General features: G+C 57.6%; 27 protein-coding genes. 19 read left to right on the top strand and 8 right to left on the bottom strand.

Annotated features, from left to right (window positions below):
• The 5 genes from rimO (at window position 1) to trhA (ending at window position 3,280) form a co-directional block, all read left to right on the top strand.
• Window positions 1–1,398 (top strand): 30S ribosomal protein S12 methylthiotransferase RimO, encoded by a 1,398-nt coding sequence (rimO, locus tag ABJD00_RS22750; RefSeq protein WP_413829103.1) that lies wholly within the window; start codon window positions 1–3, stop codon window positions 1,396–1,398.
• An 86-nt stretch (window positions 1,399–1,484) separates the two neighbouring features.
• Window positions 1,485–1,724: a CDGSH iron-sulfur domain-containing protein gene (locus ABJD00_RS22745; RefSeq protein ID WP_413829101.1), complete on the top strand. Its 240-nt coding sequence runs from the start codon at window positions 1,485–1,487 to the stop codon at window positions 1,722–1,724.
• Window positions 1,725–1,812: 88 nt separating this feature from the next.
• Entirely contained in the window at window positions 1,813–2,160 is a 348-nt protein-coding gene (locus ABJD00_RS22740; RefSeq protein WP_413829099.1) for a hypothetical protein, read from the top strand.
• Window positions 2,161–2,219: 59 nt separating this feature from the next.
• Window positions 2,220–2,600, top strand: coding sequence for a thiol-disulfide oxidoreductase DCC family protein (locus ABJD00_RS22735; protein WP_413829097.1), 381 nt, complete (start codon window positions 2,220–2,222; stop codon window positions 2,598–2,600).
• Window positions 2,601–2,647: 47 nt separating this feature from the next.
• Complete coding sequence (gene trhA / locus ABJD00_RS22730; RefSeq protein WP_413829095.1) at window positions 2,648–3,280, top strand: PAQR family membrane homeostasis protein TrhA; 633 nt, start codon at window positions 2,648–2,650, stop codon at window positions 3,278–3,280.
• On the opposite strand, the gene ABJD00_RS22725 is transcribed toward trhA, so the two are convergent.
• From ABJD00_RS22725 to ABJD00_RS22715, 3 genes are all read right to left on the bottom strand, one after another.
• The gene (locus ABJD00_RS22725) at window positions 3,272–3,532 is read right to left on the bottom strand and encodes a DUF6455 family protein (protein ID WP_413829093.1); all 261 of its coding nucleotides are present in this window, start codon (window positions 3,530–3,532) and stop codon (window positions 3,272–3,274) included. The genes trhA and ABJD00_RS22725 overlap by 9 nt on opposite strands.
• 76 nt (window positions 3,533–3,608) lie before the next feature.
• A complete protein-coding gene (locus tag ABJD00_RS22720; RefSeq protein ID WP_413829091.1) occupies window positions 3,609–3,959 on the bottom strand; it encodes a YigZ family protein in 351 nt (116 codons plus the stop codon).
• 78 nt (window positions 3,960–4,037) lie between these two features.
• Window positions 4,038–4,760 (bottom strand): M48 family metallopeptidase, encoded by a 723-nt coding sequence (locus tag ABJD00_RS22715; protein WP_413829089.1) that lies wholly within the window; start codon window positions 4,758–4,760, stop codon window positions 4,038–4,040.
• A 154-nt stretch (window positions 4,761–4,914) separates the two neighbouring features.
• Here ABJD00_RS22715 and ABJD00_RS22710 point away from each other — a divergent pair, with 154 nt between their 5' ends.
• From ABJD00_RS22710 to ABJD00_RS22645, 14 genes are all read left to right on the top strand, one after another.
• Complete coding sequence (locus ABJD00_RS22710; RefSeq protein ID WP_413829087.1) at window positions 4,915–5,151, top strand: hypothetical protein; 237 nt, start codon at window positions 4,915–4,917, stop codon at window positions 5,149–5,151.
• 61 nt (window positions 5,152–5,212) lie between these two features.
• On the top strand, window positions 5,213–6,073 hold the full coding sequence (locus ABJD00_RS22705) for a branched-chain amino acid aminotransferase (protein WP_413829085.1): 861 nt from the start codon (window positions 5,213–5,215) through the stop codon (window positions 6,071–6,073).
• Between the two features lie 76 nt (window positions 6,074–6,149).
• On the top strand, window positions 6,150–6,605 hold the full coding sequence (locus ABJD00_RS22700; protein ID WP_413829083.1) for a universal stress protein: 456 nt from the start codon (window positions 6,150–6,152) through the stop codon (window positions 6,603–6,605).
• 120 nt (window positions 6,606–6,725) lie between these two features.
• Window positions 6,726–7,289 (top strand): NifU family protein, encoded by a 564-nt coding sequence (locus ABJD00_RS22695; RefSeq protein WP_413829081.1) that lies wholly within the window; start codon window positions 6,726–6,728, stop codon window positions 7,287–7,289.
• Window positions 7,290–7,293: 4 nt separating this feature from the next.
• Window positions 7,294–7,710, top strand: coding sequence for a GFA family protein (locus tag ABJD00_RS22690; protein WP_413829146.1), 417 nt, complete (start codon window positions 7,294–7,296; stop codon window positions 7,708–7,710).
• Window positions 7,707–8,279 (top strand): tRNA (adenosine(37)-N6)-threonylcarbamoyltransferase complex dimerization subunit type 1 TsaB, encoded by a 573-nt coding sequence (tsaB, locus tag ABJD00_RS22685; protein WP_413829079.1) that lies wholly within the window; start codon window positions 7,707–7,709, stop codon window positions 8,277–8,279. The genes ABJD00_RS22690 and tsaB overlap by 4 nt, the downstream gene beginning before the upstream one ends.
• The gene (locus ABJD00_RS22680) at window positions 8,276–8,695 is read left to right on the top strand and encodes a GNAT family N-acetyltransferase (protein WP_413829077.1); all 420 of its coding nucleotides are present in this window, start codon (window positions 8,276–8,278) and stop codon (window positions 8,693–8,695) included. Before tsaB ends, ABJD00_RS22680 begins: the two co-directional genes overlap by 4 nt.
• Before the next feature lie 221 nt (window positions 8,696–8,916).
• Entirely contained in the window at window positions 8,917–9,921 is a 1,005-nt protein-coding gene (locus ABJD00_RS22675; protein WP_413829075.1) for a BMP family lipoprotein, read from the top strand.
• A 78-nt stretch (window positions 9,922–9,999) separates the two neighbouring features.
• Complete coding sequence (locus ABJD00_RS22670; protein WP_413829074.1) at window positions 10,000–11,538, top strand: ABC transporter ATP-binding protein; 1,539 nt, start codon at window positions 10,000–10,002, stop codon at window positions 11,536–11,538.
• Complete coding sequence (locus ABJD00_RS22665) at window positions 11,538–12,089, top strand: hypothetical protein (protein WP_413848982.1); 552 nt, start codon at window positions 11,538–11,540, stop codon at window positions 12,087–12,089. Before ABJD00_RS22670 ends, ABJD00_RS22665 begins: the two co-directional genes overlap by 1 nt.
• A 1-nt stretch (window position 12,090) precedes the next feature.
• Window positions 12,091–13,206: an ABC transporter permease gene (locus ABJD00_RS22660; RefSeq protein ID WP_413829070.1), complete on the top strand. Its 1,116-nt coding sequence runs from the start codon at window positions 12,091–12,093 to the stop codon at window positions 13,204–13,206.
• A gap of 5 nt (window positions 13,207–13,211) precedes the next feature.
• The gene (locus ABJD00_RS22655; protein ID WP_413829068.1) at window positions 13,212–14,186 is read left to right on the top strand and encodes an ABC transporter permease; all 975 of its coding nucleotides are present in this window, start codon (window positions 13,212–13,214) and stop codon (window positions 14,184–14,186) included.
• A gap of 112 nt (window positions 14,187–14,298) precedes the next feature.
• Window positions 14,299–15,213 carry a sulfite exporter TauE/SafE family protein gene (locus tag ABJD00_RS22650; protein ID WP_413829066.1) on the top strand — a complete coding sequence of 305 codons (915 nt, stop codon included), beginning with the start codon at window positions 14,299–14,301 and terminating at the stop codon, window positions 15,211–15,213.
• Window positions 15,213–15,965, top strand: a complete 753-nt coding sequence (locus tag ABJD00_RS22645) for a TIGR02186 family protein (protein WP_413829064.1) — start codon at window positions 15,213–15,215, stop codon at window positions 15,963–15,965. Before ABJD00_RS22650 ends, ABJD00_RS22645 begins: the two co-directional genes overlap by 1 nt.
• A gap of 71 nt (window positions 15,966–16,036) precedes the next feature.
• On the opposite strand, the gene ABJD00_RS22640 is transcribed toward ABJD00_RS22645, so the two are convergent.
• From ABJD00_RS22640 to ccrA, 5 genes are all read right to left on the bottom strand, one after another.
• A complete protein-coding gene (locus ABJD00_RS22640; RefSeq protein WP_413829062.1) occupies window positions 16,037–17,569 on the bottom strand; it encodes an ATP-dependent DNA helicase in 1,533 nt (510 codons plus the stop codon).
• A 41-nt stretch (window positions 17,570–17,610) separates the two neighbouring features.
• Window positions 17,611–18,246: an acyl-homoserine-lactone synthase gene (locus tag ABJD00_RS22635; RefSeq protein WP_413829061.1), complete on the bottom strand. Its 636-nt coding sequence runs from the start codon at window positions 18,244–18,246 to the stop codon at window positions 17,611–17,613.
• Window positions 18,247–18,359: 113 nt separating this feature from the next.
• Window positions 18,360–19,091, bottom strand: coding sequence for a helix-turn-helix transcriptional regulator (locus tag ABJD00_RS22630; RefSeq protein WP_413829059.1), 732 nt, complete (start codon window positions 19,089–19,091; stop codon window positions 18,360–18,362).
• On the bottom strand, window positions 19,027–19,233 hold the full coding sequence (locus ABJD00_RS22625) for a hypothetical protein (RefSeq protein ID WP_413829057.1): 207 nt from the start codon (window positions 19,231–19,233) through the stop codon (window positions 19,027–19,029). Before ABJD00_RS22625 ends, ABJD00_RS22630 begins: the two co-directional genes overlap by 65 nt.
• 215 nt (window positions 19,234–19,448) lie before the next feature.
• Complete coding sequence (ccrA, locus tag ABJD00_RS22620) at window positions 19,449–20,741, bottom strand: crotonyl-CoA carboxylase/reductase (protein ID WP_413829055.1); 1,293 nt, start codon at window positions 20,739–20,741, stop codon at window positions 19,449–19,451.
• Window positions 20,742–20,748 lie beyond the last annotated feature (7 nt).

Here is a 20,748-nt window from a genome sequence, read left to right as displayed (position 1 = left end):
ATGAGCACAAATCCGCCAGACCTCCGCCCTGATCTCGCACCAAAGGTGCGGCTTGATGATACTTCGCCAAAGGCGCGGATGGACCCTAACCGCCGCCCTGGCCAGCCGACCATTGGCATGGTGTCGCTTGGCTGTCCCAAGGCGCTGGTGGACAGCGAACGGATTCTGACCCGGCTGCGCGCTGAAGGATACGGCATTTCGCCCGACTATTCAGGAGCGGACGCGGTGATCGTCAACACGTGCGGTTTCCTTGACAGTGCAAAGGCCGAAAGCCTTGAAGCCATCGGTGAGGCGCTGAATGAAAACGGGCGCGTGATCGTGACCGGATGCCTTGGTGCAGAACCCGAATACATCACCGGCACGCACCCCAAGGTGCTGGCTGTGACCGGACCGCACCAATATGAACAGGTTTTGGATGCAGTGCACTCTGCCGTGCCGCCAGACCCGGACCCCTTTATCGATCTCCTGCCCGCACGCGGCGTTAGCCTGACCCCACGCCATTTCAGCTACCTCAAGATTTCCGAAGGCTGCAATCACAAGTGCAAATTCTGCATCATCCCAGACATGCGGGGCCGCCTTTCCTCGCGCCCAGCTCATGCAGTGCTGCGCGAGGCCGAAAAGCTAGTTGAGGCAGGCGTGCGCGAGCTTTTGGTGATCTCTCAGGACACGTCAGCCTATGGCGTCGATATCAAACATGCCGAAGCCAATGGGCATCGTGCGCACATCACGGATCTGGCGCGCGATCTGGGCAGTTTGGGAGCGTGGGTGCGTCTGCATTACGTATATCCCTACCCGCATGTGCGCCAATTGATCCCGCTGATGGCGGATGGCTTGGTGCTTCCTTATCTCGATATTCCTTTCCAACACGCCCACCCTGATGTGCTGCGGCGCATGGCCCGTCCTGCCGCCGCGGCAAAGACGCTGGACGAGATTGCAGCGTGGCGTGACGTCTGTCCCGATCTCACGCTGCGCTCGACATTTATTGTCGGCTATCCCGGCGAGACAGAGGCCGAATTTCAGACTCTGCTCGACTGGATGGACGAAGCTCAATTGGACCGCGTGGGCTGTTTTCAATACGAAAACGTGGAGGGGGCGCGATCCAACGCATTGCCCGATCATGTACCGGCAGAGGTCAAACAAGAGCGCTGGGACCGGTTCATGGAGAAGGCGCAGGCCATTTCAGAAGCGAAGCTGGCGGCCAAGGTCGGTCAAACGATTCAGGTCATTGTGGATGAAATCGACGATGAGGCCGCGACCTGCCGCACTAAAGCGGATGCGCCCGAGATTGATGGCAATCTGTTCATCGATGAAGGCTTTGAGGCACTTAAGCCCGGTGACATCGTATCAGTCGAGGTAGACGAAGCAGGCGAATACGATCTTTGGGGGCGATTGGTCTGACCTTTTGACCTTGCATGACAAATGAAGTCGAAATTTTCAGGCTCCCGCCTATGTGAGCGGTATTGCTCAACGAAAGGTCTGATCCGATGACGACACCCAAAATCGCCCAAAAAGCGCCGTACCCCGTCGATGTAGAGGCCGGAAAGTCCTATTTCTGGTGTGCATGCGGCCAGTCCGCCAATCAACCGTTTTGCGACGGATCGCATAAAGATACCGGGATCAATCCGCACAAATACACCGCCGAAGAAAGCAAGAAGGTGTTCTTTTGCGGCTGCAAGGCGAGCGAAAACAAACCACTATGCGACGGATCACATTCCAAACTGTGACAGCTCTCGCCGACGGAATTGGGCGCATCCTTGCAATTTTCAATAAATGTTCTATATTTGTTCTCACTCTCGAGAATGGAGAACATCGATGTCCTATCATGCACGCCAGCCAAGCTTGTTTGACCCCGCCCAAGGGGCACTGCCGATAGAGGCACCTGTGCCCGCGAGTGAAAAACAGATCGCATATGCCCGCACGCTTGCGGCGCGGACAGGTCAGACAATCCCGTCCGCCTTGCTGCGCAACAAGACTGGTTTGTCGGCATGGATTGATCGCGCCAAACGCGCGCCTGCGTCCCGGTTTTCTGCATATCCAAGTGCCAAGCAAGTCCAGTTTGCCGAACGCATTGCCCGGTTGAAGCGACGCGACATCCCCCCGGAATGCTTCCGGGACAAGCTGATGATGTCGCGCTGGATTGACGGGAACAAACCGCGTTGAGTCTTGCCCTGCGGCGCATTGCCCCTGTTGGACGAGAATAGCAGCCCTACTTTTCGTCTATGACAGACAACACACGCGTCCTTTACAATGCCGACTGCCCGGTGTGCAGTTTTGAGATCAACCACTACGCCGCCTATTCTGAACGGACGGGCTTGCCTATCCGGTTTGAGGATCTCAACCGGGATGCGCTCGACGACTGGGGCCTGACTCCTGATGAAGCAGCGCGTCGGCTGTATGTCATGAAGGACGCCCAAATGTATTCCGGCATTCCGGCGTTCATTGTGTTGTGGCAAGACATGCCCCGGTATCGCTGGCTTGCGCGCCTGCTCTCACTGCCCGGTTTGAACAAGCTAGCTTGTCTGACATATGACTATGTTTTGGCACCTTTGATATATCGCTGGCACCTGAGGCGCGTTGGCGCAACGTCAACTCAATCGTGACGCGTGCGACTGTGGACTGAGGGCGCAACAGCGGTCAGTTTGGTGTCATGCCTTATCCATATTCCTTGCGCGAAACCCTTGCGGACGCCTCTGTCCATGCCCTTAGTCTGATCGCGACCCTGATCGCGGGCATCGTCCTCGTGGTTTACGTCACCCAAACCCAGACCACGACGCAGATTGCTGCCACCAGCATGTATGCGGGGTTTCTATTGTTTTCGTTCGTTGCCTCTGCGCTCTATCACCTTCTGCCCTGGGAGCGGACGCGCCCCTTGTTACGGCGGATTGACCACGCAGCAATCTATTTCAAAATTGCGGGCACCTACACGCCGTTGGTGGTCCTGATCGGCTCAGCTTTTGCTTATGTGGTTCTGGCTGGGGTTTGGCTTGTTGCCCTTGGAGGCGCTGTGGCCAAGCTCAGCTTTTGGGCCGCGGACGGGCGTGGGTCACTGCTGGTCTATCTTGGCATGGGCTGGGCTAGTGTGCTGCTGATCTGGCCAATGACACAAACGTTGCCCCCCGCAACCGTTGGGCTGATCGTCGGGGGCGGTTTGCTTTATACACTGGGCACGCTGGTCTACCGCCATCCGCAAATGCGCTATCAGAATGCGGTGTGGCACGGGTTCGTGCTGGCTGCCTCCACCTGTTTCTTTGCGGCGGTGTCTGTGGGCGTGTCAGCCTGATTTGCGGGCCAGTTCGTCAAAGAGGTGACCGTTGCGGCAATAGTGGGGCGCGGAGGACACAGCACCGACTTGCTCGGACAGCCATTTTTCACAAGCTGCAGTTTGCGTGCAACCGGTGCAGCGCAGAACAAGATCGGAAATATCCGAGGGGCTAAGATCACCGCGCAAAGCAATTTCCTGCAGATCAAGCCCACGTGCAGTGGCCATGTCGTCTACCAGTTGGGCATGTCGTTTCAGATGAGTCGGGGACATCGGGGAAAGGTCCTTCCTGCTGGCTATCGTTGATTGAAACGATGCCCCCCACACCTCTGATCGTCCTTGATGCAGATCAAAGCGCATCCAGATAGGCGCGCACGCAAGTCTGCACATGGCGAAAACGATCCCCACCAAGGTGTTTGCCGCCATACCAGCGCGTCACCACAACGAGGTGATCCTGCACCCCTTCGCGCTCCAACATCCGCAGAATCACCATCCCCGCGCCCGATTCACCATCATCACCCTTGATGGGTCCACCTTGGCTCAAATTTGCGCCCCATGTGTTGTGCGTCGCCTTGGCATAGCTGCGGTCGCGTTTCAGCAATTTCAGTGCAGCGTCGATCATTGACCGGTCAGTCACGGAACACCCCGACACCGCGTATTTCGAACCCTTGTCGGTCAGGATGTGTCCAAGTTGTTTCATACTCGAAAGAAACACCGGGCGAGACGAAAAGGAAACCGCGCCGATTTCCATCCGTTTTCGAGGTCGGAAAACGACGCCCTAAAGCCCAGCAGCCGTCTGTCTGACAACCTGGATCCTTTGGGCATTGGGCGGATGGGTCCCAAGGAACCGGTCACCTGGGTCAGGAATTCGGGTAAAGAAGCCCGCCCCCCTCACCGGATCATAACCTGCACGCGCCGTAATCACCGTACCGAGTACATCAGCCTCCAACTCAAAATCCTTGGAATAGGAGCGTGCACCGACTTGCGCCCCAAGTTGCTGTGCCGCTTCTACAGACCCCAGATCGCCTCCAATAACGGATGCAATCCCACCCAAGAGTATGGCTCCGGCTGCGGCGTTTTGTTGCTGCCGGGCGATGTGGCCCCGAATGTGGTGTGCCGCTTCGTGTCCCATCACAAACGCTATCTCGTCCGCATTTCGTGCTTCATTGAGCAGCGCTATCGTGAAAATCAGCAGAGGCCGTTTGTTTTCATCCAAAGTCTGAAACGCATTGGCAGGCTGGTTCGGACGATCATCAATCAAAATACGGAAATCACAATTCACCCCGGTGGTGCGCGAACGGCATTCTCGTTCTGCAATCGGCTCGACGCGATTCACAACACTTGCAAAGGCACGCCCGGTTTGTGAACTGGTGCGCAATTCGTCGGGCACATCCTGCGCCGCTGGCGCTGGACCGGTGGAAGCTGGTCCGGAAATCACCACTGGATCGCCACAGGCGGATACAAATGCCAGCAGTGCTAGAGCTGCCATCAAACGGATCATTGCGCACATTCCTTTTCTACGACCCGGGACATCCTTGTTGGCCCGTCGGATCATCTTTCTACCATGGAAATATGTGGGTTACAGCCCCGATCAAGCGCTCCATTCCTCGCTTGCGACTCTTTGCAAATCCGAAAGCATGTTTTAGCCTCTCGCCATGTTTACAATTGAACACGAATTTGACGCGACGGTCATCACACTGGTGGATGAGGGGGCGACACCTCTGCAAGAGGATGTGATCGTCAACAATTTCGCTGAATGTATCACGGTTGAACAGTTTGATGCCCGTACAGACAGCGTGGTGCGCATCACACTGTCTCCTGAACAAGTGCGCGATCTGGCTGCGGCGCTTGATCTACCCGAAGGTGTGTATCAACTGCGCCCGGCCGACTGAAAGGTCTGGAACTGTGACCTGTTTCTGATAGCCTCGCGCGCAGCACTGGAAAGGTTTACTCATGACTATCGGCACACATATCCGCACATACTTCAACGGCGCATGGCACGATGAGGATGTCGCGATCATGCGCGCCGCCGATCATGGAAGCTGGGTCGGCACCACCGTGTTTGACGGAGCGCGGTACTTTAACGGGCGGTCCCCGGATCTCGAAGCGCACTGCGCCCGCGTGAACCGCTCTGCCGAAGCGTTAATGATCACGCCGACGATGGAAACGGCCGACGTCGTGGCGGCCGTGCAAGAGGGATTGCAGGCCTATGGCCCTAACGAAGCTGTCTATATCCGTCCGATGTACTGGGCACTGGATGGTGACGTATCCGGCATCGTGCCCAAAGAAAATTCCACTGGCTTTGCCATCTGCCTTGAGGCTGTACCTATGGCAGATCAAAACGCGTCAACCACGCTGGGGCGGACCAAGTTCCGCCGCCCCGTATTGGAAGACAATGTGGTGAACGCAAAGGCAGGCTGCCTTTATCCAAACAATGCGCGCATGCTGGCGGATGTGCGCAGGCGCGGTTTTGGCAATGCACTGGTTGCCGATGCCATGGGCAACGTTGCTGAAAGTGCGACCGCCAATGTGTTCATGGTCAAAGACGGCGCAGTCTTTACCCCTATCCCGAACGGCACCTTTTTGGCTGGGATTACCCGAGCCCGCCACATGGACAACATGCGCAAAGACGGGATGGAAGTGCACGAGACCGTTCTTGGATTTGCCGATTTTGAAGACGCCGACGAAGTATTTCTGTCCGGCAACATGATGAAGGTGACCCCGGTCACCGCGTTTGAGGACAGCCAATATCAGGTCGGCCCCGTGACGCGCCGGGTTCGTGAAATGTATTGGGATTGGGCGGCCTCCACCTGAAGGCGTATGAAGTTTCCATTGCCTCTGACCGACTCTGGCGGCATGCTTGAGTTCGCAATGGAACAGGGATCCCGTCATGCGCAAATTTCTCGTGGTGCTGGATGATAGCCAAGAGTGCCTGAACGCCATGCGTTTTGCCGCGATGCGTGCGGCCAACACGGGCGGCGGAGTCGCCATTCTGTCCGTGATTCCGCCTGATGAATTCAATCACTGGATTGGTGTCGGTGCGGTGATGCGCGAGGAAGCCCGCGAACGCATCCACGCACATTTCGAAGTGTTCGCCAAATGGATGCGCGACAAACAGGACATAGATCCAGAGTTGGTGATCCGCGAAGGCCAACCAGTTGACGAGATCATGGCCCAAGTGCGCGAAGACCCCGAAATTGGTGTTCTGGTTCTGGGTGCAGGCACAGACAAGAAGGGCCCCGGCCCGCTGGTGACCCAGTTGACCCGCAATGCTGGCAATTTACCTATTCCGATTACGATCGTTCCCGGAGACCTGAGCAAGGAAAAGCTCGAACTCATCACGTGACCTTGCTCGCCGGATCAACCGGCCTGTCGGTACGCACGCGCAGCAGTTTAGAATTGTTCCAAACCTTGACTTGACCCGCGTGCAAGCGCATATCCGACAATATCCATCAGGAGATGCTCCATGTTCATTCAGACCGAATCCACGCCTAACCCAGCGACGCTGAAATTTCTGCCCGGCCAGACCGTACTAGAGGTTGGCACAGCTGACTTTCCAACCGCAGATGCCGCAGAGAAATCACCACTGGCACAGCGCGTTTTTGCGGTCGAGGGCGTAACAGGCGTCTTCTTTGGCACAGATTTTGTCACCGTGACCAAAGCCGACAGCGTCGACTGGGACCATATCAAACCTGCTCTTCTGGGTGCGATCATGGAACACTTTCAGTCCGGCCAACCTGTAATGGACGACGGCCACGCTCCCGCCTCGGGGCACGCAGAACATGACGGCGAAGACGGCGTAGTTGTGGGCCAGATCAAAGAATTGCTCGACAGTCGCGTACGACCAGCTGTGGCTCAAGATGGCGGCGACATTACATTCCACGGCTTTGACCGCGGTGTCGTGTATCTGCACATGCAAGGCGCCTGCGCGGGCTGCCCGTCCTCGACCCTGACGCTGAAAATGGGCATCGAAAACCTGCTGCGCCACTACATTCCCGAAGTCACAGAAGTGCGCCCCGTTGCCGTCTGAGACTGTGCCGGAATACACAGCTCGCTGTTATTGCGGCGAATCCGAACTCACGATCCAAGGGCCACCGGAAACGGTGGCCTATTGTCATTGCAGCGATTGCAGACGTTGGACAGGCGCGCCGGTTGCCGCGTTCGCAGCCTTCTCTGCAGATGCGCTGATCAAGCAGATGCCGCCGGACTATGCGCCAAAAGGTCCCGTGCGACGCTGGACATGCGCAACTTGTGGCTCCCCCCTCGGCGCAGCCTTCGATTACCTGCCTGACCAAATCTATGTTCCATTAGGAATCATCGACCAAGCGGACTGTTTGACACCAGTTCTGCACAGCCATCATGCAGAGCGTCTGCCATGGCTGCATCTTGCAGATGATCTGCCACGTTCTGATGGCACCGCACGTGCCAACCTGAAAGCATCCAAGTCATGAGTCGCCCGCTAATCCTGGGCTTGGACACGTCCGGCCCGCATTGCGCCGCCACTCTGATCAAAGGCGATACAATTCTGCACGCGCATGGAGAGGACATGGCCCGCGGGCAGGCGGAACGCCTTATGGACCTTTTAGAAGAGGTTCTGGCGGCTCAAGGCAAGACTTGGTCGGATCTGAGTGCGCTGGCTGTGGGCACCGGCCCCGGCAATTTCACCGGCATTCGGATTGGCGTTTCTGCGGCACGAGGATTGGCGTTGGGTCTGAACATTCCAGCCTATGGTGTGACGGGTTTCGAGGCGCGCGCGCAAATTTCCCTGGAGAGTGCACGGATTGCAATTCCTGCCCCTCGGGACATGGTCTACGTAAGTGACTCTCATGGTGCCCGCATCGTCCCCGCAGAGAACGTCGCCGATGCCGCGCCGAATCCGACGCCCTCCGAACTGGCGACAGGTGCCGCTCTCCATGCCGCGCGTTTGTGGCCGGCAACGCCCGAGCCACCCGCCCCGTTCTACGTCCGCGCTCCGGACGCAGCCCCGGCACGGGATGCACCGCCCCGCATTCTCACATGACCCCTGAAGCGCTGGCAAAGCTACATGACGCCGCGTTTTCCAAAGACCGAGCGTGGTCGGCAGATGAGTTTCGCGCACTGCTCGACAGCCCATACTGCCACCTGAGCACCGCGCAAAACGGATTTGCCCTTTGGCGCGCCATTGCGGGCGAGGCCGAGTTGCTGACAATAGCCACCCACCCTGATCATCAGCGGCAAGGGATCGCGACAAAGCTAATGCGGCAGTGGATGCAAACAGCCCAAGACAGTGCAGGAACCGCATTTTTGGAAGTCGCCGCAGACAATGCTCCAGCTGCCAGCCTCTATGAACAATTCGGCTTTGAAATCGTGGCCCGCAGGGCTGGCTACTACAAACGGGACGATCACAAAGTGGATGCGCTGATCATGCGGGCGCCCCTGCCGTCCTCTGTTCGCTAAAAAACCTCGGGGGACCGACACGTACCGGGCAATGGAGGCAGACAGCCCCCCGCCCAAGCGTTCAGCATAGCGCAAGGTCACGTTCAAATGCGCAAGGCCAAGGGTCAAAAAGCGGTTGACCCCATCCCGCCCCTGCGGCCTAATCCCGTATGATCACTGCGATCCCGGGCGGGCCTCACTTCTGGCACCGCCCCAAACATAAACTCGGGAGACCTGACACCATGACCCTCATGCAGAAATTCCTCGGCGCAAGTGCTGCTCTTGCCCTGTCGGCCGGTGCTGCACTGGCCGAGCCTGCCCTGATCTTTGATCTTGGCGGCAAATTCGACAAATCATTCAACGAAGCTGCTTTTAACGGCGCCAAACGCTGGGCGGACGAAACTGGCGGTAAGTTCCTTGAGATCGAACTGCAGTCCGAAGCACAGCGCGAACAGGCCCTGCGCCGTTTCGCAGAATCCGGCGCAAACCCGGTGATCACCACTGGTTTCGCATTTGCCGATCCAGTCAGCGTTGTGGCCCCGGACTATCCGGACACCAAGTTCGTCAACATCGACGGCTGGATGCCTGAAGTGCCTGCAAACGTACAGCTGATCGGCTTTCAGGAACACCAGGGTTCTTACCTTGTGGGCATGATGGCTGCGATGGCTTCTGAGTCCGGCACAGTCGGCTTTATTGGCGGCATGGACATCCCCCTGATCCGCCACTTTGGCTGCGGCTTTGCCCAAGGCGTAAAAGCCGTCAACCCAGATGCAACAGTCATCGCCAATATGACCGGCACGACACCAGCGGCTTGGAATGATCCCGTGAAAGGCTCCGAGTTGACCAAAGCGCAAATCAGTCAGGGTGCTGACGTGATCTATGCTGCGGCTGGAGGTACTGGCGTGGGCGTTCTGCAAACGGCTGCGGACGAAGACATCCTGTCGATCGGCGTGGACAGCAACCAGAACTACCTGCACTCCGGCAAAGTTCTGACCTCGATGCTGAAGCGCGTTGACGTCGCTGTCTATGACTCGATGAAAGCGGGCGAAGGCATGGAAACTGGTGGGTTCACAACCCTCGGTCTCGCCGAAGAAGGTGTGGGCGTTGCTCTGGACGAGCACAATGACGCACTGGTGACAGACGAGATGGAAGCCGCGGTCGCAGAAGCCCGTGAAAAGATCATCTCCGGCGATCTGGAAGTTGTCGCCTACTACACCAACGACAGCTGCCCCGTTCTGGACTTCTGATCCGAACCCAAGACCCTACGGGCCGCACCGCACATGAGTGTGGTGCGGCCTTTTTGACAAGCCGGGAAACGCAATACCATGACCGCCCCCGCCTCCGCTCCGGCGATTGAACTCAAAGGCATTTCCAAGGCCTTTGGCCCGGTGCAAGCCAACAAAGACATCTCGATCCGCGTGATGCCCGGCACGATTCACGGGATCATCGGAGAAAACGGAGCCGGCAAGTCGACGCTTATGTCGATCCTTTACGGTTTTTACAAAGCAGACGCTGGCGAGATCTTCATCTCTGGCCAGAAGACCGAAATTCCGGATAGTCAGGCCGCCATTGCCGCTGGGATCGGGATGGTGTTTCAGCATTTCAAACTTGTCGAGAACTTTACCGTTCTGGAGAACATCATTCTGGGCGCCGAAGATGGGGGCCTGCTGAAACCCTCGTTGTCCAAAGCCCGCAAGACCCTTCTTCAACTAGAGCAGGAATATGGCCTTAAGGTCGACCCTGATGCCGTGATCGAAGAGATCGGTGTGGGTATGCAGCAGCGCGTTGAAATCCTCAAGGCGCTGTACCGGCAGGCAAACATCCTGATTCTGGACGAGCCAACCGGCGTGCTGACCCCCTCGGAGGCCGACCAATTGTTCCGCATCCTTGGTCGTCTCAAGGATGAAGGCAAAACGATCATCCTGATCACCCACAAACTGCGCGAGATCATGGACATCACCGACACGGTCAGCGTGATGCGGCGCGGAGAGATGACGGCGACGGTGAAGACGTCTGAAACTTCACCAGAGCAACTGGCCGAGTTGATGGTGGGGCGCAAGGTGCTGTTGCGCGTAGATAAGGCCCCAGCAACGCCTGGCGATGTCGTGTTGGATATCAAAGACTTGCGCGTTGTGGACGACCAAAAGGTCGAACGCTTGCGCGGCATCGATCTGCAAGTGCGCGCTGGTGAAATCCTTGGCATCGCCGGGGTCGCAGGGAACGGTCAATCCGAACTGCTTGAAGTGCTTGGCGGTTATGCCGACGGCACCGGCACCATCACGTTGAACGGCCAGCCCATTGAACTAACGGGCGCGCAGTCAGATGGGCGGTCCCGCCGCGCGCAGGGCATCGCCCACGTGCCCGAAGACCGTCAACGCGAAGGTCTGATCATGGATTTCGCGGCTTGGGAAAATACGGCCTTTGGCTATCACCGTGACGCCGCTTATCAGTCGGGCATGCTCAGCAACAACAACGCGATCAAAGCCGACACCCAAGCCAAGATGGACCGCTTTGACGTCCGTCCGCCGCACCCGCATCTTGCGGCCAAGAACTTTTCCGGCGGCAACCAACAGAAGATCGCTCTGGCACGCGAGATCGAACGCAACCCCGATCTGCTCTTGATCGGCCAGCCCACGCGCGGCGTCGATATCGGGGCAATCGAGTTCATTCACCAGCAAATCGTTGCCTTACGCGATCAAGGCAAAGCGATCCTGCTGGTCTCGGTCGAACTAGAAGAAATCCTGAGCCTGGCCGACCGCGTTGCGGTTATGTTTGACGGACGCATCATGGGAGAACGGATGCCCGGCCAGACGGACGAAAAAGAACTTGGCCTTCTGATGGCCGGCGTAAGCGAGGACGCATGATGAAGCGATGCCTCTTCAAACTCGCCTCGGCTTTTGTCTGCACTGCAACCACGCTCAGCGCGCAAACAGAAATCGATCGCTTTGATATCGCAGTCAGGGCGGAAGATGAAACCACGCAATCCACTCTGGTCACGCTGGCAACCACTTTTGCCATGCTCGCACCCCGCACGTCTGGGGCGCGCAAAGCATCTCGGTTAGAGTTCCACTCGGGCACAGGTCTCATCGATGGAGCAGTCGCTAGCGATAAGCTGCGCGCTGCAATGCCTGCAGCACTGGCTCAGTCGGTTGCGCAGTTGGGCTCAGTCGGCACCCCCTGTGATGTGTCCCGCCACCGTTTTGATGATACCGACGTGTTGGTCGTCGTGCATGACAGCGCAGGCGGTCAGCCCCAAGACGCCCACCGCTGTTTTGTTGCCGGGCTGTGGACCTATCACGCGGGCAGTGGCGAAAGCCTGACCGTTAGCGATTGGCGCCCGCCTTATGCGCGCATTCTGAGTTCTGTAGCCGGAGGCCGACCGGCCTTTTCCGGCTTTGTAGTTGAGGAAAACTGACATGGATGTGATGCCCAAATGGGCCGAGGTGATCCTTGTTCCGCTAATCTCGCTCTTGCTGGCGGCGATCCTGTCAGCCCTTGTGATCCTCGCCATCGGTGAGGACCCGGTTGCCGCCGTCAAACTGATGGTGTCAGGCGCTCTGGGGTCCACATATGGCTGGGGTTACACGCTCTACTACGCGACAAACTTTATGTTCACCGGCTTGGCCGTTGCCGTGGCCTTTCACGCAGGGCTGTTCAACATCGGTGGCGAGGGCCAAGCAATGCTTGGCGGCCTTGGCGTGGCCCTTGTCTGCCTGTTTATCCCGTGGCCCCACTGGACCATCGCAGTGCTGGCGGCGATCATCGGATCGGCCCTGTTCGGCGCACTCTGGGCAGCAATCCCGGCCTATCTGCAGGCCAAGCGGGGCAGTCATATCGTGATCACGACGATCATGTTCAACTTTATCGCCGCCGCCGTGCTCAACTACATGCTGGTCAATATACTACGCCCGGCGGGAAGCATGGACCCGGCCACTGCCCGCTTCCCCGAGGCTGTGCACCTGCCGTCGCTACATGATTTGCTGGCGCCTTTTGGCATCGCCTTTTCCAAGGCAGCCCCTGCAAATGTATCCCTTGTTGTGGCTATGATTGCCTGTGTGCTCGTGTGGCTTTTGATCTGGCGCACGCCGCTTGGCTTGGAAATCCGATCCTACGGCAAATCCCAACGCGCCGCGCGTTATGCTGGCATCGGCGCTGTACAGATCACCATGATCGCAATGCTGATCTCGGGCGCACTGGCGGGGATGATGGCGATCAACAACGTGATGGGCGAGGCAGAGCGTCTGGTTCTCAACGCGGTTGAAGGCGCCGGGTTCATCGGCATCGCCGTCGCGCTGATGGGGCGCAGCCACCCCGTGGGCGTATTCCTAGCCGCGATCCTTTTCGGGTTTCTTTATCAGGGCGGTGCGGAGCTTGCCCTGTGGACGTCGATCCCGCGCGAGTTGATCGTGGTCATTCAGGCCCTTGTGATCCTTTTCACCGGTGCGCTCGACAATATGGTGCGGATGCCGCTTGAACGGATATTTCTGGCACTGCGGCGCACGTCCAAATCCAAATCGACACCGGCGGAGTAGAACATATGAACTTCTTTGCTCTCTTTGATCTGTCGGTTCTGGACACAACGGTACGACTGGCCACACCACTTCTGTTGGCATGTCTTGCGGGGCTGTTTTCTGAGCGCGGCGGCATTTTTGACATCGGGCTCGAGGGCAAGATGCTGGCTGCCGCCTTCTTTTCCGCCGCATTGGCTGCAATCACCGGGTCAGTCTGGATCGGGCTGCTGGCAGGCATTGGGGCCTCTCTGGTGCTTTCAGCAGTACACGGGCTTGCTTCGATCACCTTTCGAGGCAACCAACTAATTTCAGGTGTCGCGATCAATTTCCTTGCCGCGGGCCTGACCGTTCTCATTGCGCAAAGCTGGTTTCAGCAAGGCGGGCGCACCCCGTCCCTGATCGGCGGAGGACGGTTTGAACCCATCACCCTGCCGTTTGCCGATGCCCTCAGCACTGTGCCCGTTTTCGGGCCGATCTATGCGGAATTGATTTCAGGTCATTCGATCCTTGTCTATGTGGCGCTGCTCTGTGTGCCGGGCACGTGGTACATCCTGTTTTGCACACGCTTTGGCTTGCGCCTGCGGGCCGTGGGAGAAAACCCGGCGGCGGTCGATACGGCGGGTGTTTCCGTCGTCGGCTTGCGTTTTGCCGCCGTGGGCATCTGCGGTATCTTGTGCGGTCTTGCAGGGGCGTACCTTGCCACAGGTCTGCAAGCTGGATTTGTGAAGGACATGACTGCAGGGCGCGGGTTCATCGCACTGGCGGCTCTGATCTTTGCCAAGTGGCGCCCGTGGCACGCGCTTTGGGCCACATTGCTGTTTGGATACCTGCAGGCCATCGCCCTACGCCCGGACATCATCGAAGGCGCGCTTGGGTTCAAAGTACAGGTCCAGTTGCTGGACGCACTGCCCTACATCCTCACCGTTGTCATTCTGGCTGGCTTCGTGGGCAAGGCAATCCCACCACGAGCGGGCGGCGAACCTTACGTGAAAGAACGGTGACGGTTCAGGACTGCTGTGGATTTAAGTCCAGATTGCCTGTTCTTGCCCGACCAGTTTGCTGCAGAGCGGCATGATGCCTTGATTTACCTCCAGCAGTGGGCCTAAGAGAGGTATGCAAATCTACCTGCCTATCGCCGAGGTGTCGGTCAATGCCTACCTGTTGCTGGGTTTGGGCGGTCTAGTAGGCATCCTTTCGGGCATGTTTGGCGTCGGCGGCGGCTTTTTGATGACGCCGCTGTTGTTCTTTATCGGCATCCCGCCTGCTGTGGCTGTGGCCACCGAAGCCAACCAGATTGTCGCTTCGTCCTTCTCTGGTGTTCTGGCCCACCTAAAAAGAAAGACGGTGGACCTCAGGATGGGCTGCGTCCTGCTGGTGGGGGGGCTCATCGGGGCCGCTCTGGGGGTTGTTGTGTTCAACTACCTCAAGGCGCTGGGTCAGGTCGATCTGCTGGTCAAGCTTTGCTACGTGCTGTTTTTGGGCGTGATCGGTGGGTTGATGTTCATCGAATCCCTCAATGCGATCCGCAATACCAAGAAGGGCAAAGTCCCCCCCCGAAAGAAACATAACTGGATCCACAAGCTTCCCTTTAAAATGCGGTTCCGTGTTTCAGGCCTTTATATCTCTGTCATTCCCCCGGTGCTGGTTGGTCTGTGCGTTGGCGTTCTGGCCGCCATTATGGGGGTCGGAGGCGGGTTCATCATGGTGCCTGCCATGATCTATCTGCTGGGCATGCCCACCAAAGTTGTGGTTGGCACGTCTCTGTTCCAGATCATCTTTGTGACCGCCTTTACCACCATGCTGCACGCAACGACGAACTTTACCGTCGATGTGGTTCTGGCCGTGCTGCTGTTGGTCGGGGGCGTGATTGGCGCCCAGATCGGCACCCGGATCGGGGTAAAGATGAAGGCCGAACAATTGCGCATCCTGCTGGCCATAATGGTCCTGGCCGTTTGTGGCAAACTGGCTTTTGATCTGCTTGTGATGCCTTCCGAGCTTTTCTCGGTCGGTGCGGTAGGAGGGCATTGATGCGCTGGCTTGCCCTGTTCCTTTTTGTGGCCCTGCCCGCTTGGGGTGAAAGCGTTGTGCTGGGCCTCAGCCAGAATGAAATTGCAATCACAACCAGTTTCGACGGCTCTGAGATTCTTATCTTTGGGGCGGTGAAACGCGAAGTCCCGGTGCCAGATGGGCCAGAGTTGGAAGTGATCATAACTGTCGCGGGTCCGTCGGTCCCGGTGATGGTGCGTCGCAAGGACAAGCGGGTGGGCATCTGGGTGAACACAGATGCCGTCGAAGTTGACAGGGCGCCAAGCTTTTATGCGGTCGCCACCAGTGGGCTGTTGCGCGATGTGCTCCGCGACACCGAAGATCTGCGCTACCAAATCTCGGTGCCCCGTGCGATCCGGTCCGTGGGCGCGCCCATGTCGATTACGGATGCTCCTGCCTTCACCGAGGCCCTGATCCGCATCAGGTCAGAGGCAAGCCTGTATCAGTTGCGGGAAAACCAAGTCGCCGTGGATGAGCAAACACTGTTTCGCGCCCGCATCGAACTGCCGGCTGCTTTGACCGAAGGGGCCTACGCCACCCGCATCTTCCTGACCCGGGATGGGCAAGTGGTGTCAAGTTACGAGACCAGCATTGATGTGCGTAAAGTCGGACTTGAACGCTGGCTGTTTAGCCTCAGCCGCCAACAGCCAATCATATACGGGCTGATGTCACTGGCGATTGCCATCTTTGCAGGATGGGGCGCGTCCGCGGCCTTTTCTCTGCTGCGAAACTGATTTCGCTTTTTCTGCGTGCGTGAAGGTCCCCCTTCTCCACACACCGCCGTGTTGACCAAGATCAGGCAGAGTTACAGGTCCGGCTCGGGCGCATCCAATGTAAGCGGAGCGACCGGGGCGCTGCGCAAATCATCCACCGTGAGCGTGCCCGTGGGTTTGGCTAGGCGGTTGCGCACCACCCATATCAATCTTTCTTGGGCACGCGTGATAGCCACGTAGGCAAGGCGTTTCCACAAGGGTTGACCAGCCTCTGTACGCCCCATCCGCGCCGCGCCGTATAGGTCGGGGGCAAAGACCTGTACCGTGTCCCACTGGCTGCCTTGCGCCTTGTGTATGGTCACTGCCGCCCCGTGCAAGAATGTCGCACCCATACGTGCAGCAAACGGAATAAACGGTTCTTCCTCATCCGGTTTCTCAATCTTCACGATCGAAGCGGCAGAGACTTGCGGGTCTTCAGCCCCCATCACGTGCAAGCGGGAAAATCCCGGTTTACGACCCTCCCCCAGAAAGATCACCTGCGCACCCTTGATCAGGCCCCGCGCCTCAAGATCAAGCCGCTTCTTGCGGTGCTTCAGAGGCAGTTCCAGCCCGTCGCAGATCAGTGGTTCACCTTCCAGCAATGCATCATCTGGTGCGCCGTGCACCGTGCGAAAGGCATTGATCAGACGGATGCGCGTGGCGTTGCGCCAGACCAACACCGGGCTGCGGGCCATCAGATCCACTTCAACCCGCTCGCCCCAGACTACCCTGTCATCTTTGGCTGCGGCCTGTTCGACCATCTTTTCGAAGGCATAGAAATCAACTTGCGGGTCTGCGAGCGCATGGGCGAGATCAAGGATCGGGTTGCCCTCTGCCTGCCGGTGAATGCGGTTAAGGTGCAAGACACGAGGCGCGGGCAGTTTTTCGAACACCATCGTGCCCGATTGGTTGACTGGGGCCAGCTGAGCGGGGTCCCCAAACAACAAAAGGTTGGGAAAGATTTCCTTAAGGTCCTCGAACTGCTTGTCATCCAGCATCGAGGATTCGTCGACAAAGCCAATATCGAGGGGCTCTTCACGCCGTTTCCAACCTGTGATGAAGTCAGAACCGCGCAGGCCTGCAGCAGCCAGTGCACCAGGGATGGACTTGTTGGTCTGGTAGAAACCAAAGGCGCGGTCGAGGGCGAGTTCCGTGAGGCCTTCAACCTCAGGCCGTTCGCCGTTGCCTGCCAGCCATTCTGCGATCCGTTCGTATTCGGGATCATAGACCGGAGTGTAAAGAACGCGGTGGATCGTGGTTGCAGGTACGCCACGAAAACGCAGCACGCTGGCCGCCTTGTTCGTCGGCGCCAGAATGGCGAGGGTCCGTTTGTCGCGTTTCTTGCGAGATTCATAATCGCCCGAGACGATTTCGACACCGGCCGCTTCAAGCGCCTTGTAGAGCTCGGCAAGCAACAGCGTCTTGCCCGACCCCGCCTTGCCTGTGATCGCCATCACAGAGGTGGCGTTCGATTTCGGCGGCATCAACAGTGCATCATCCAGATCGATTCCGGCACTGCGCAGCATGTCCGTCACAGCATCAAAGGCGCCAGCCTGGTCATCTGAGAGGGCAAGAGAAACGTTCATGGCGCGACCCTACAGAGAGGCCGCACCATGAGCCAGCGCGATCAGGCGCTTCGCGCGAACTTGATAGAAGTCTGCTTGCCAAAGGCGCGGTCAAACCACTGCCGCGAGCGCTCGAGCGGGACCCCTGCCCGTTCGGCCACCTTGTCAGCCGCGCCAGGATCAAAATGCCACAGCCCCACACTGATCTGATCGCGCCCTTGGCCTGCGCTAGCTAGTACCTCGGGCGACGACCCGATCATGCGATAGATGCGCACCATGCGGGCGTCAAAGACGCCAACAAAATGCTCCACGCCAAAGTTCTGCATTATTTCTCCGCCCCCCAGCATAAGGGCCGCCGCTACATGCCCTCCTGCACCACGGGTCAAACAAAACCGTGTGCACTCCCAGATAAGCGGGCTTGTGATTGGGCCTGAGATGAGATCGCCAAAGTGATCATTCACCATTGTGCGTCCCGTGGTTGGCAAGAACCGCATGGAACCGCCATGGCTGCCATCAGGTTCTTCCCAGATCACATAGAGCGGGTTCAAATCGTCATACTCGTCCCGCTCATACCCTTCTGCGTCAACGCTCACATCCCATCCAAGTCGGGTTTTGAACTGGTCCGCACGGTCGCGAAACATGGTGCGGGCAAGTTTGGGAAAATTCATCAAATCGGAGGCATAGACGTAACGCAGCATTTGGGTACTCCTTGTCAGACCGGGGAAGGCATGACCGAAGTATTACCCAAGCGTGCGTTAACGTTTGCTCACATGGGCGCACGACAAGAGGTGCAGCGACGCAACGGGGGAATTCAAACCACAATCAACCCGCGACTCATCGCGCGCGCGACGGCATGGGTTGTGTTCAACGCGCCCAGTTTGAAACGGGCGCTTTCAATGTAGACGCGCAGCGTGTGTTCCGAGATCGACAAGGTGTCAGCGACTTGTGCTCGACTGTAACCCATTGCCAGCAACGTCATCGCATCAACTTCGCGCGGGCTGAGCGCCTGAGATTGTTCGGGGGTACGGTCGGGTTCGAATTCCAGTGCTTTCTGGTTGAAGTAGTGAGCTATCAGGATCAGATCACACCGGTGTGCTTCAGTCCAGTTCGCCCATGCTTCGTCGCCGCATGAATGGTTGACGGTAAAGAGCGCAAACTGTCCATTGGGACCGCGGATGGGTACGGAAAACCCTTGATTGCCGACGCCGTGTGAAATGGCGTCAGCCTGAAACGCACGGGCTGCTTTGCTGGACCAATCAAGGCGTTTCCAATCAACAGGATGAAACCGCTGAAAACATCCAATGATAACTGGATCAATGCGCAGGTAATTAAGTTCAAGATAGCGATGGCGCCATGTGTCTGAATAGGTGCCGCATCCATATTGTTCTCCGGCCGAGTCGACCCAATGATAGATGACATGATCAATTCCATAGTGATCACATAGTGCTTCGGTAGCCGTTTGAAGACCCTCAAGGCCATCAGCTTGTTCCAGCTCCTCCAAGATGAGTTCCAACGGCTTCGTCGCCGTCTTCGCGCTGAGCATTTTTGACATCCTTCATCGCGGCGATCTCGGCCATCGCGACGATTGCGGAATCGTCCAACTGTTCAGCCAGTATCGGCATATTGTTGGACCGGGCAAAAGTCTTGAGGTCCGTCAGAACGTCCAGTATCCAGTCACTTCTCATCTACAGACTCACTTCCCAGTAGTTAATGAAAGATTAACACAACTATAACATGTGTTAATTGCCGTGGAAAATTCACCTATTTTCACTCCCCAGAAATAGTGAGGGGCGAAATTCCAACGCTTTGAAGTGTAAGGACACTCCCGAAAACGGAAAACGCCCGCAAAACCTAGGGGTGATTCGCCGGCGCTTGATTTCTACTCAAGGGTGTATTTAGCCTACGACCGAACCTCAAGAACATCGTCAAGGGTGCGCAAACCCGTTTTCGGGGCCTGCACCAAAACACTCATGTTACCGGGCTTATGCTGGTTGTGCAGCATCTTCATGTGAGCCTGGGGCAGATCTTCCCAGGTGAAGACTTCCGACATGCATGGATCAAGGCGACGCTCAACCATCAGGTTGTTGGCCGCGCTGGCCTGTTGCAGGTGGGCAAAGTGACTGCCTTGCAGGCGCTTTTGATGCATCCACATGTAGCGCACGTCGAATGTGCAGTTGAACCCGGTGGTACCGGCACAGATCACGACCATGCCGCCCTGTTTGCACACGAATGTTGAGACAGGGAATGTGGACTCGCCGGGGTGCTCGAACACCATGTCGACGTTTTTGCCTTTTCCGGTGATGTCCCAGATGGCTTTCCCAAATTTACGCGCCTCTTTGAACCACTCGGCATATTCGGGCGTGTTCACGGTCGGCAGCTGGCCCCAGCAGTTAAAGTCTTTTCGGTTCAGGACTCCTTTGGCGCCAAGGTCCATCACAAAGTCCCGCTTGGATTCATCACTGATCACACCAATCGCATTTGCGCCCGCGGTATTGATCAATTGGATCGCGTAAGATCCAAGGCCGCCCGACGCCCCCCAGACCAGTACGTTTTGGCCCGGCTTGAGGTCGTGCGGCTCATGACCAAACAGCATCCGATACGCGGTTGCCAACGTGAGGGTATAGCAGGCGCTTTCTTCCCACGTCAGGTGCTTGGGGCGCGGCATGAGTTGCTGGCTTTGGACGCGGGCAAACTGGCCAAACGATCCATCGGGGGTTTCGTAACCCCAGATCCGTTGAGTTGGTGAATACATCGGGTCACCCCCGTTGCAGTGTTCGTCATCACCATCGTCCTGATTGCAGTGCACCACGACTTCATCGCCAACCTTCCACCGTTTGACGCGATCCCCAACAGCCCAAACGATACCCGACGCATCTGATCCCGCGATATGGTAGGGTTGCTTGTGACCATCGAACGGGCTGATGGGCTGACCCAAGGCGGCCCAGACTCCATTGTAGTTCACGCCCGCTGCCATCACCAAAACCAGAACGTCATTGCTGTCGAGGGTCGGGACATCCACGACCTCTTGCAACATTGCGGTATCTGGGTTGCCGTGACGTTCGCGGCGGATCGCCCAAGCGTACATTTGTTTCGGGACGTAACCCATGGGTGGGATTTCTCCCATCTCGTACAGGTCTTTTTCAGGTGCAGTGTAAGGCGCGATGCCCGTTTCAGTCACAAGGTCCAGTGCCATGTCAGCC

Origin of the sequence: Tateyamaria sp. (assembly GCF_039945315.1) — a bacterium.
Lineage (GTDB): Bacteria > Pseudomonadota > Alphaproteobacteria > Rhodobacterales > Rhodobacteraceae > Tateyamaria.
Note: the sequence above shows the minus strand (reverse complement) of the source record. Positions and strands in the feature narration are given on the sequence as shown.

Coding starts and splice junctions, on each gene's coding strand:
- ABJD00_RS22680 (WP_413829077.1), top strand. CDS start 8,276: ATGACCCCTGAAGCGCTGGCAAAGCTACATGACGCCGCGTTTTCCAAA.
- ABJD00_RS22630 (WP_413829059.1), bottom strand. CDS start 19,091: ATGCTCAGCGCGAAGACGGCGACGAAGCCGTTGGAACTCATCTTGGAG.
- ABJD00_RS22675 (WP_413829075.1), top strand. CDS start 8,917: ATGACCCTCATGCAGAAATTCCTCGGCGCAAGTGCTGCTCTTGCCCTG.
- rimO (WP_413829103.1), top strand. CDS start 1: ATGAGCACAAATCCGCCAGACCTCCGCCCTGATCTCGCACCAAAGGTG.
- ABJD00_RS22635 (WP_413829061.1), bottom strand. CDS start 18,246: ATGCTGCGTTACGTCTATGCCTCCGATTTGATGAATTTTCCCAAACTT.
- ABJD00_RS22725 (WP_413829093.1), bottom strand. CDS start 3,532: ATGTCCCCGACTCATCTGAAACGACATGCCCAACTGGTAGACGACATG.
- ABJD00_RS22745 (WP_413829101.1), top strand. CDS start 1,485: ATGACGACACCCAAAATCGCCCAAAAAGCGCCGTACCCCGTCGATGTA.
- ABJD00_RS22720 (WP_413829091.1), bottom strand. CDS start 3,959: ATGAAACAACTTGGACACATCCTGACCGACAAGGGTTCGAAATACGCG.
- ABJD00_RS22625 (WP_413829057.1), bottom strand. CDS start 19,233: ATGAGAAGTGACTGGATACTGGACGTTCTGACGGACCTCAAGACTTTT.
- ABJD00_RS22655 (WP_413829068.1), top strand. CDS start 13,212: ATGAACTTCTTTGCTCTCTTTGATCTGTCGGTTCTGGACACAACGGTA.
- ABJD00_RS22645 (WP_413829064.1), top strand. CDS start 15,213: ATGCGCTGGCTTGCCCTGTTCCTTTTTGTGGCCCTGCCCGCTTGGGGT.
- ABJD00_RS22705 (WP_413829085.1), top strand. CDS start 5,213: ATGACTATCGGCACACATATCCGCACATACTTCAACGGCGCATGGCAC.
- ABJD00_RS22715 (WP_413829089.1), bottom strand. CDS start 4,760: ATGATCCGTTTGATGGCAGCTCTAGCACTGCTGGCATTTGTATCCGCC.
- ccrA (WP_413829055.1), bottom strand. CDS start 20,741: ATGGCACTGGACCTTGTGACTGAAACGGGCATCGCGCCTTACACTGCA.
- trhA (WP_413829095.1), top strand. CDS start 2,648: ATGCCTTATCCATATTCCTTGCGCGAAACCCTTGCGGACGCCTCTGTC.
- ABJD00_RS22665 (WP_413848982.1), top strand. CDS start 11,538: ATGAAGCGATGCCTCTTCAAACTCGCCTCGGCTTTTGTCTGCACTGCA.
- ABJD00_RS22695 (WP_413829081.1), top strand. CDS start 6,726: ATGTTCATTCAGACCGAATCCACGCCTAACCCAGCGACGCTGAAATTT.
- ABJD00_RS22660 (WP_413829070.1), top strand. CDS start 12,091: ATGGATGTGATGCCCAAATGGGCCGAGGTGATCCTTGTTCCGCTAATC.
- ABJD00_RS22640 (WP_413829062.1), bottom strand. CDS start 17,569: ATGAACGTTTCTCTTGCCCTCTCAGATGACCAGGCTGGCGCCTTTGAT.
- ABJD00_RS22700 (WP_413829083.1), top strand. CDS start 6,150: ATGCGCAAATTTCTCGTGGTGCTGGATGATAGCCAAGAGTGCCTGAAC.
- ABJD00_RS22670 (WP_413829074.1), top strand. CDS start 10,000: ATGACCGCCCCCGCCTCCGCTCCGGCGATTGAACTCAAAGGCATTTCC.
- ABJD00_RS22650 (WP_413829066.1), top strand. CDS start 14,299: ATGCAAATCTACCTGCCTATCGCCGAGGTGTCGGTCAATGCCTACCTG.
- ABJD00_RS22735 (WP_413829097.1), top strand. CDS start 2,220: ATGACAGACAACACACGCGTCCTTTACAATGCCGACTGCCCGGTGTGC.
- ABJD00_RS22740 (WP_413829099.1), top strand. CDS start 1,813: ATGTCCTATCATGCACGCCAGCCAAGCTTGTTTGACCCCGCCCAAGGG.
- tsaB (WP_413829079.1), top strand. CDS start 7,707: ATGAGTCGCCCGCTAATCCTGGGCTTGGACACGTCCGGCCCGCATTGC.
- ABJD00_RS22710 (WP_413829087.1), top strand. CDS start 4,915: ATGTTTACAATTGAACACGAATTTGACGCGACGGTCATCACACTGGTG.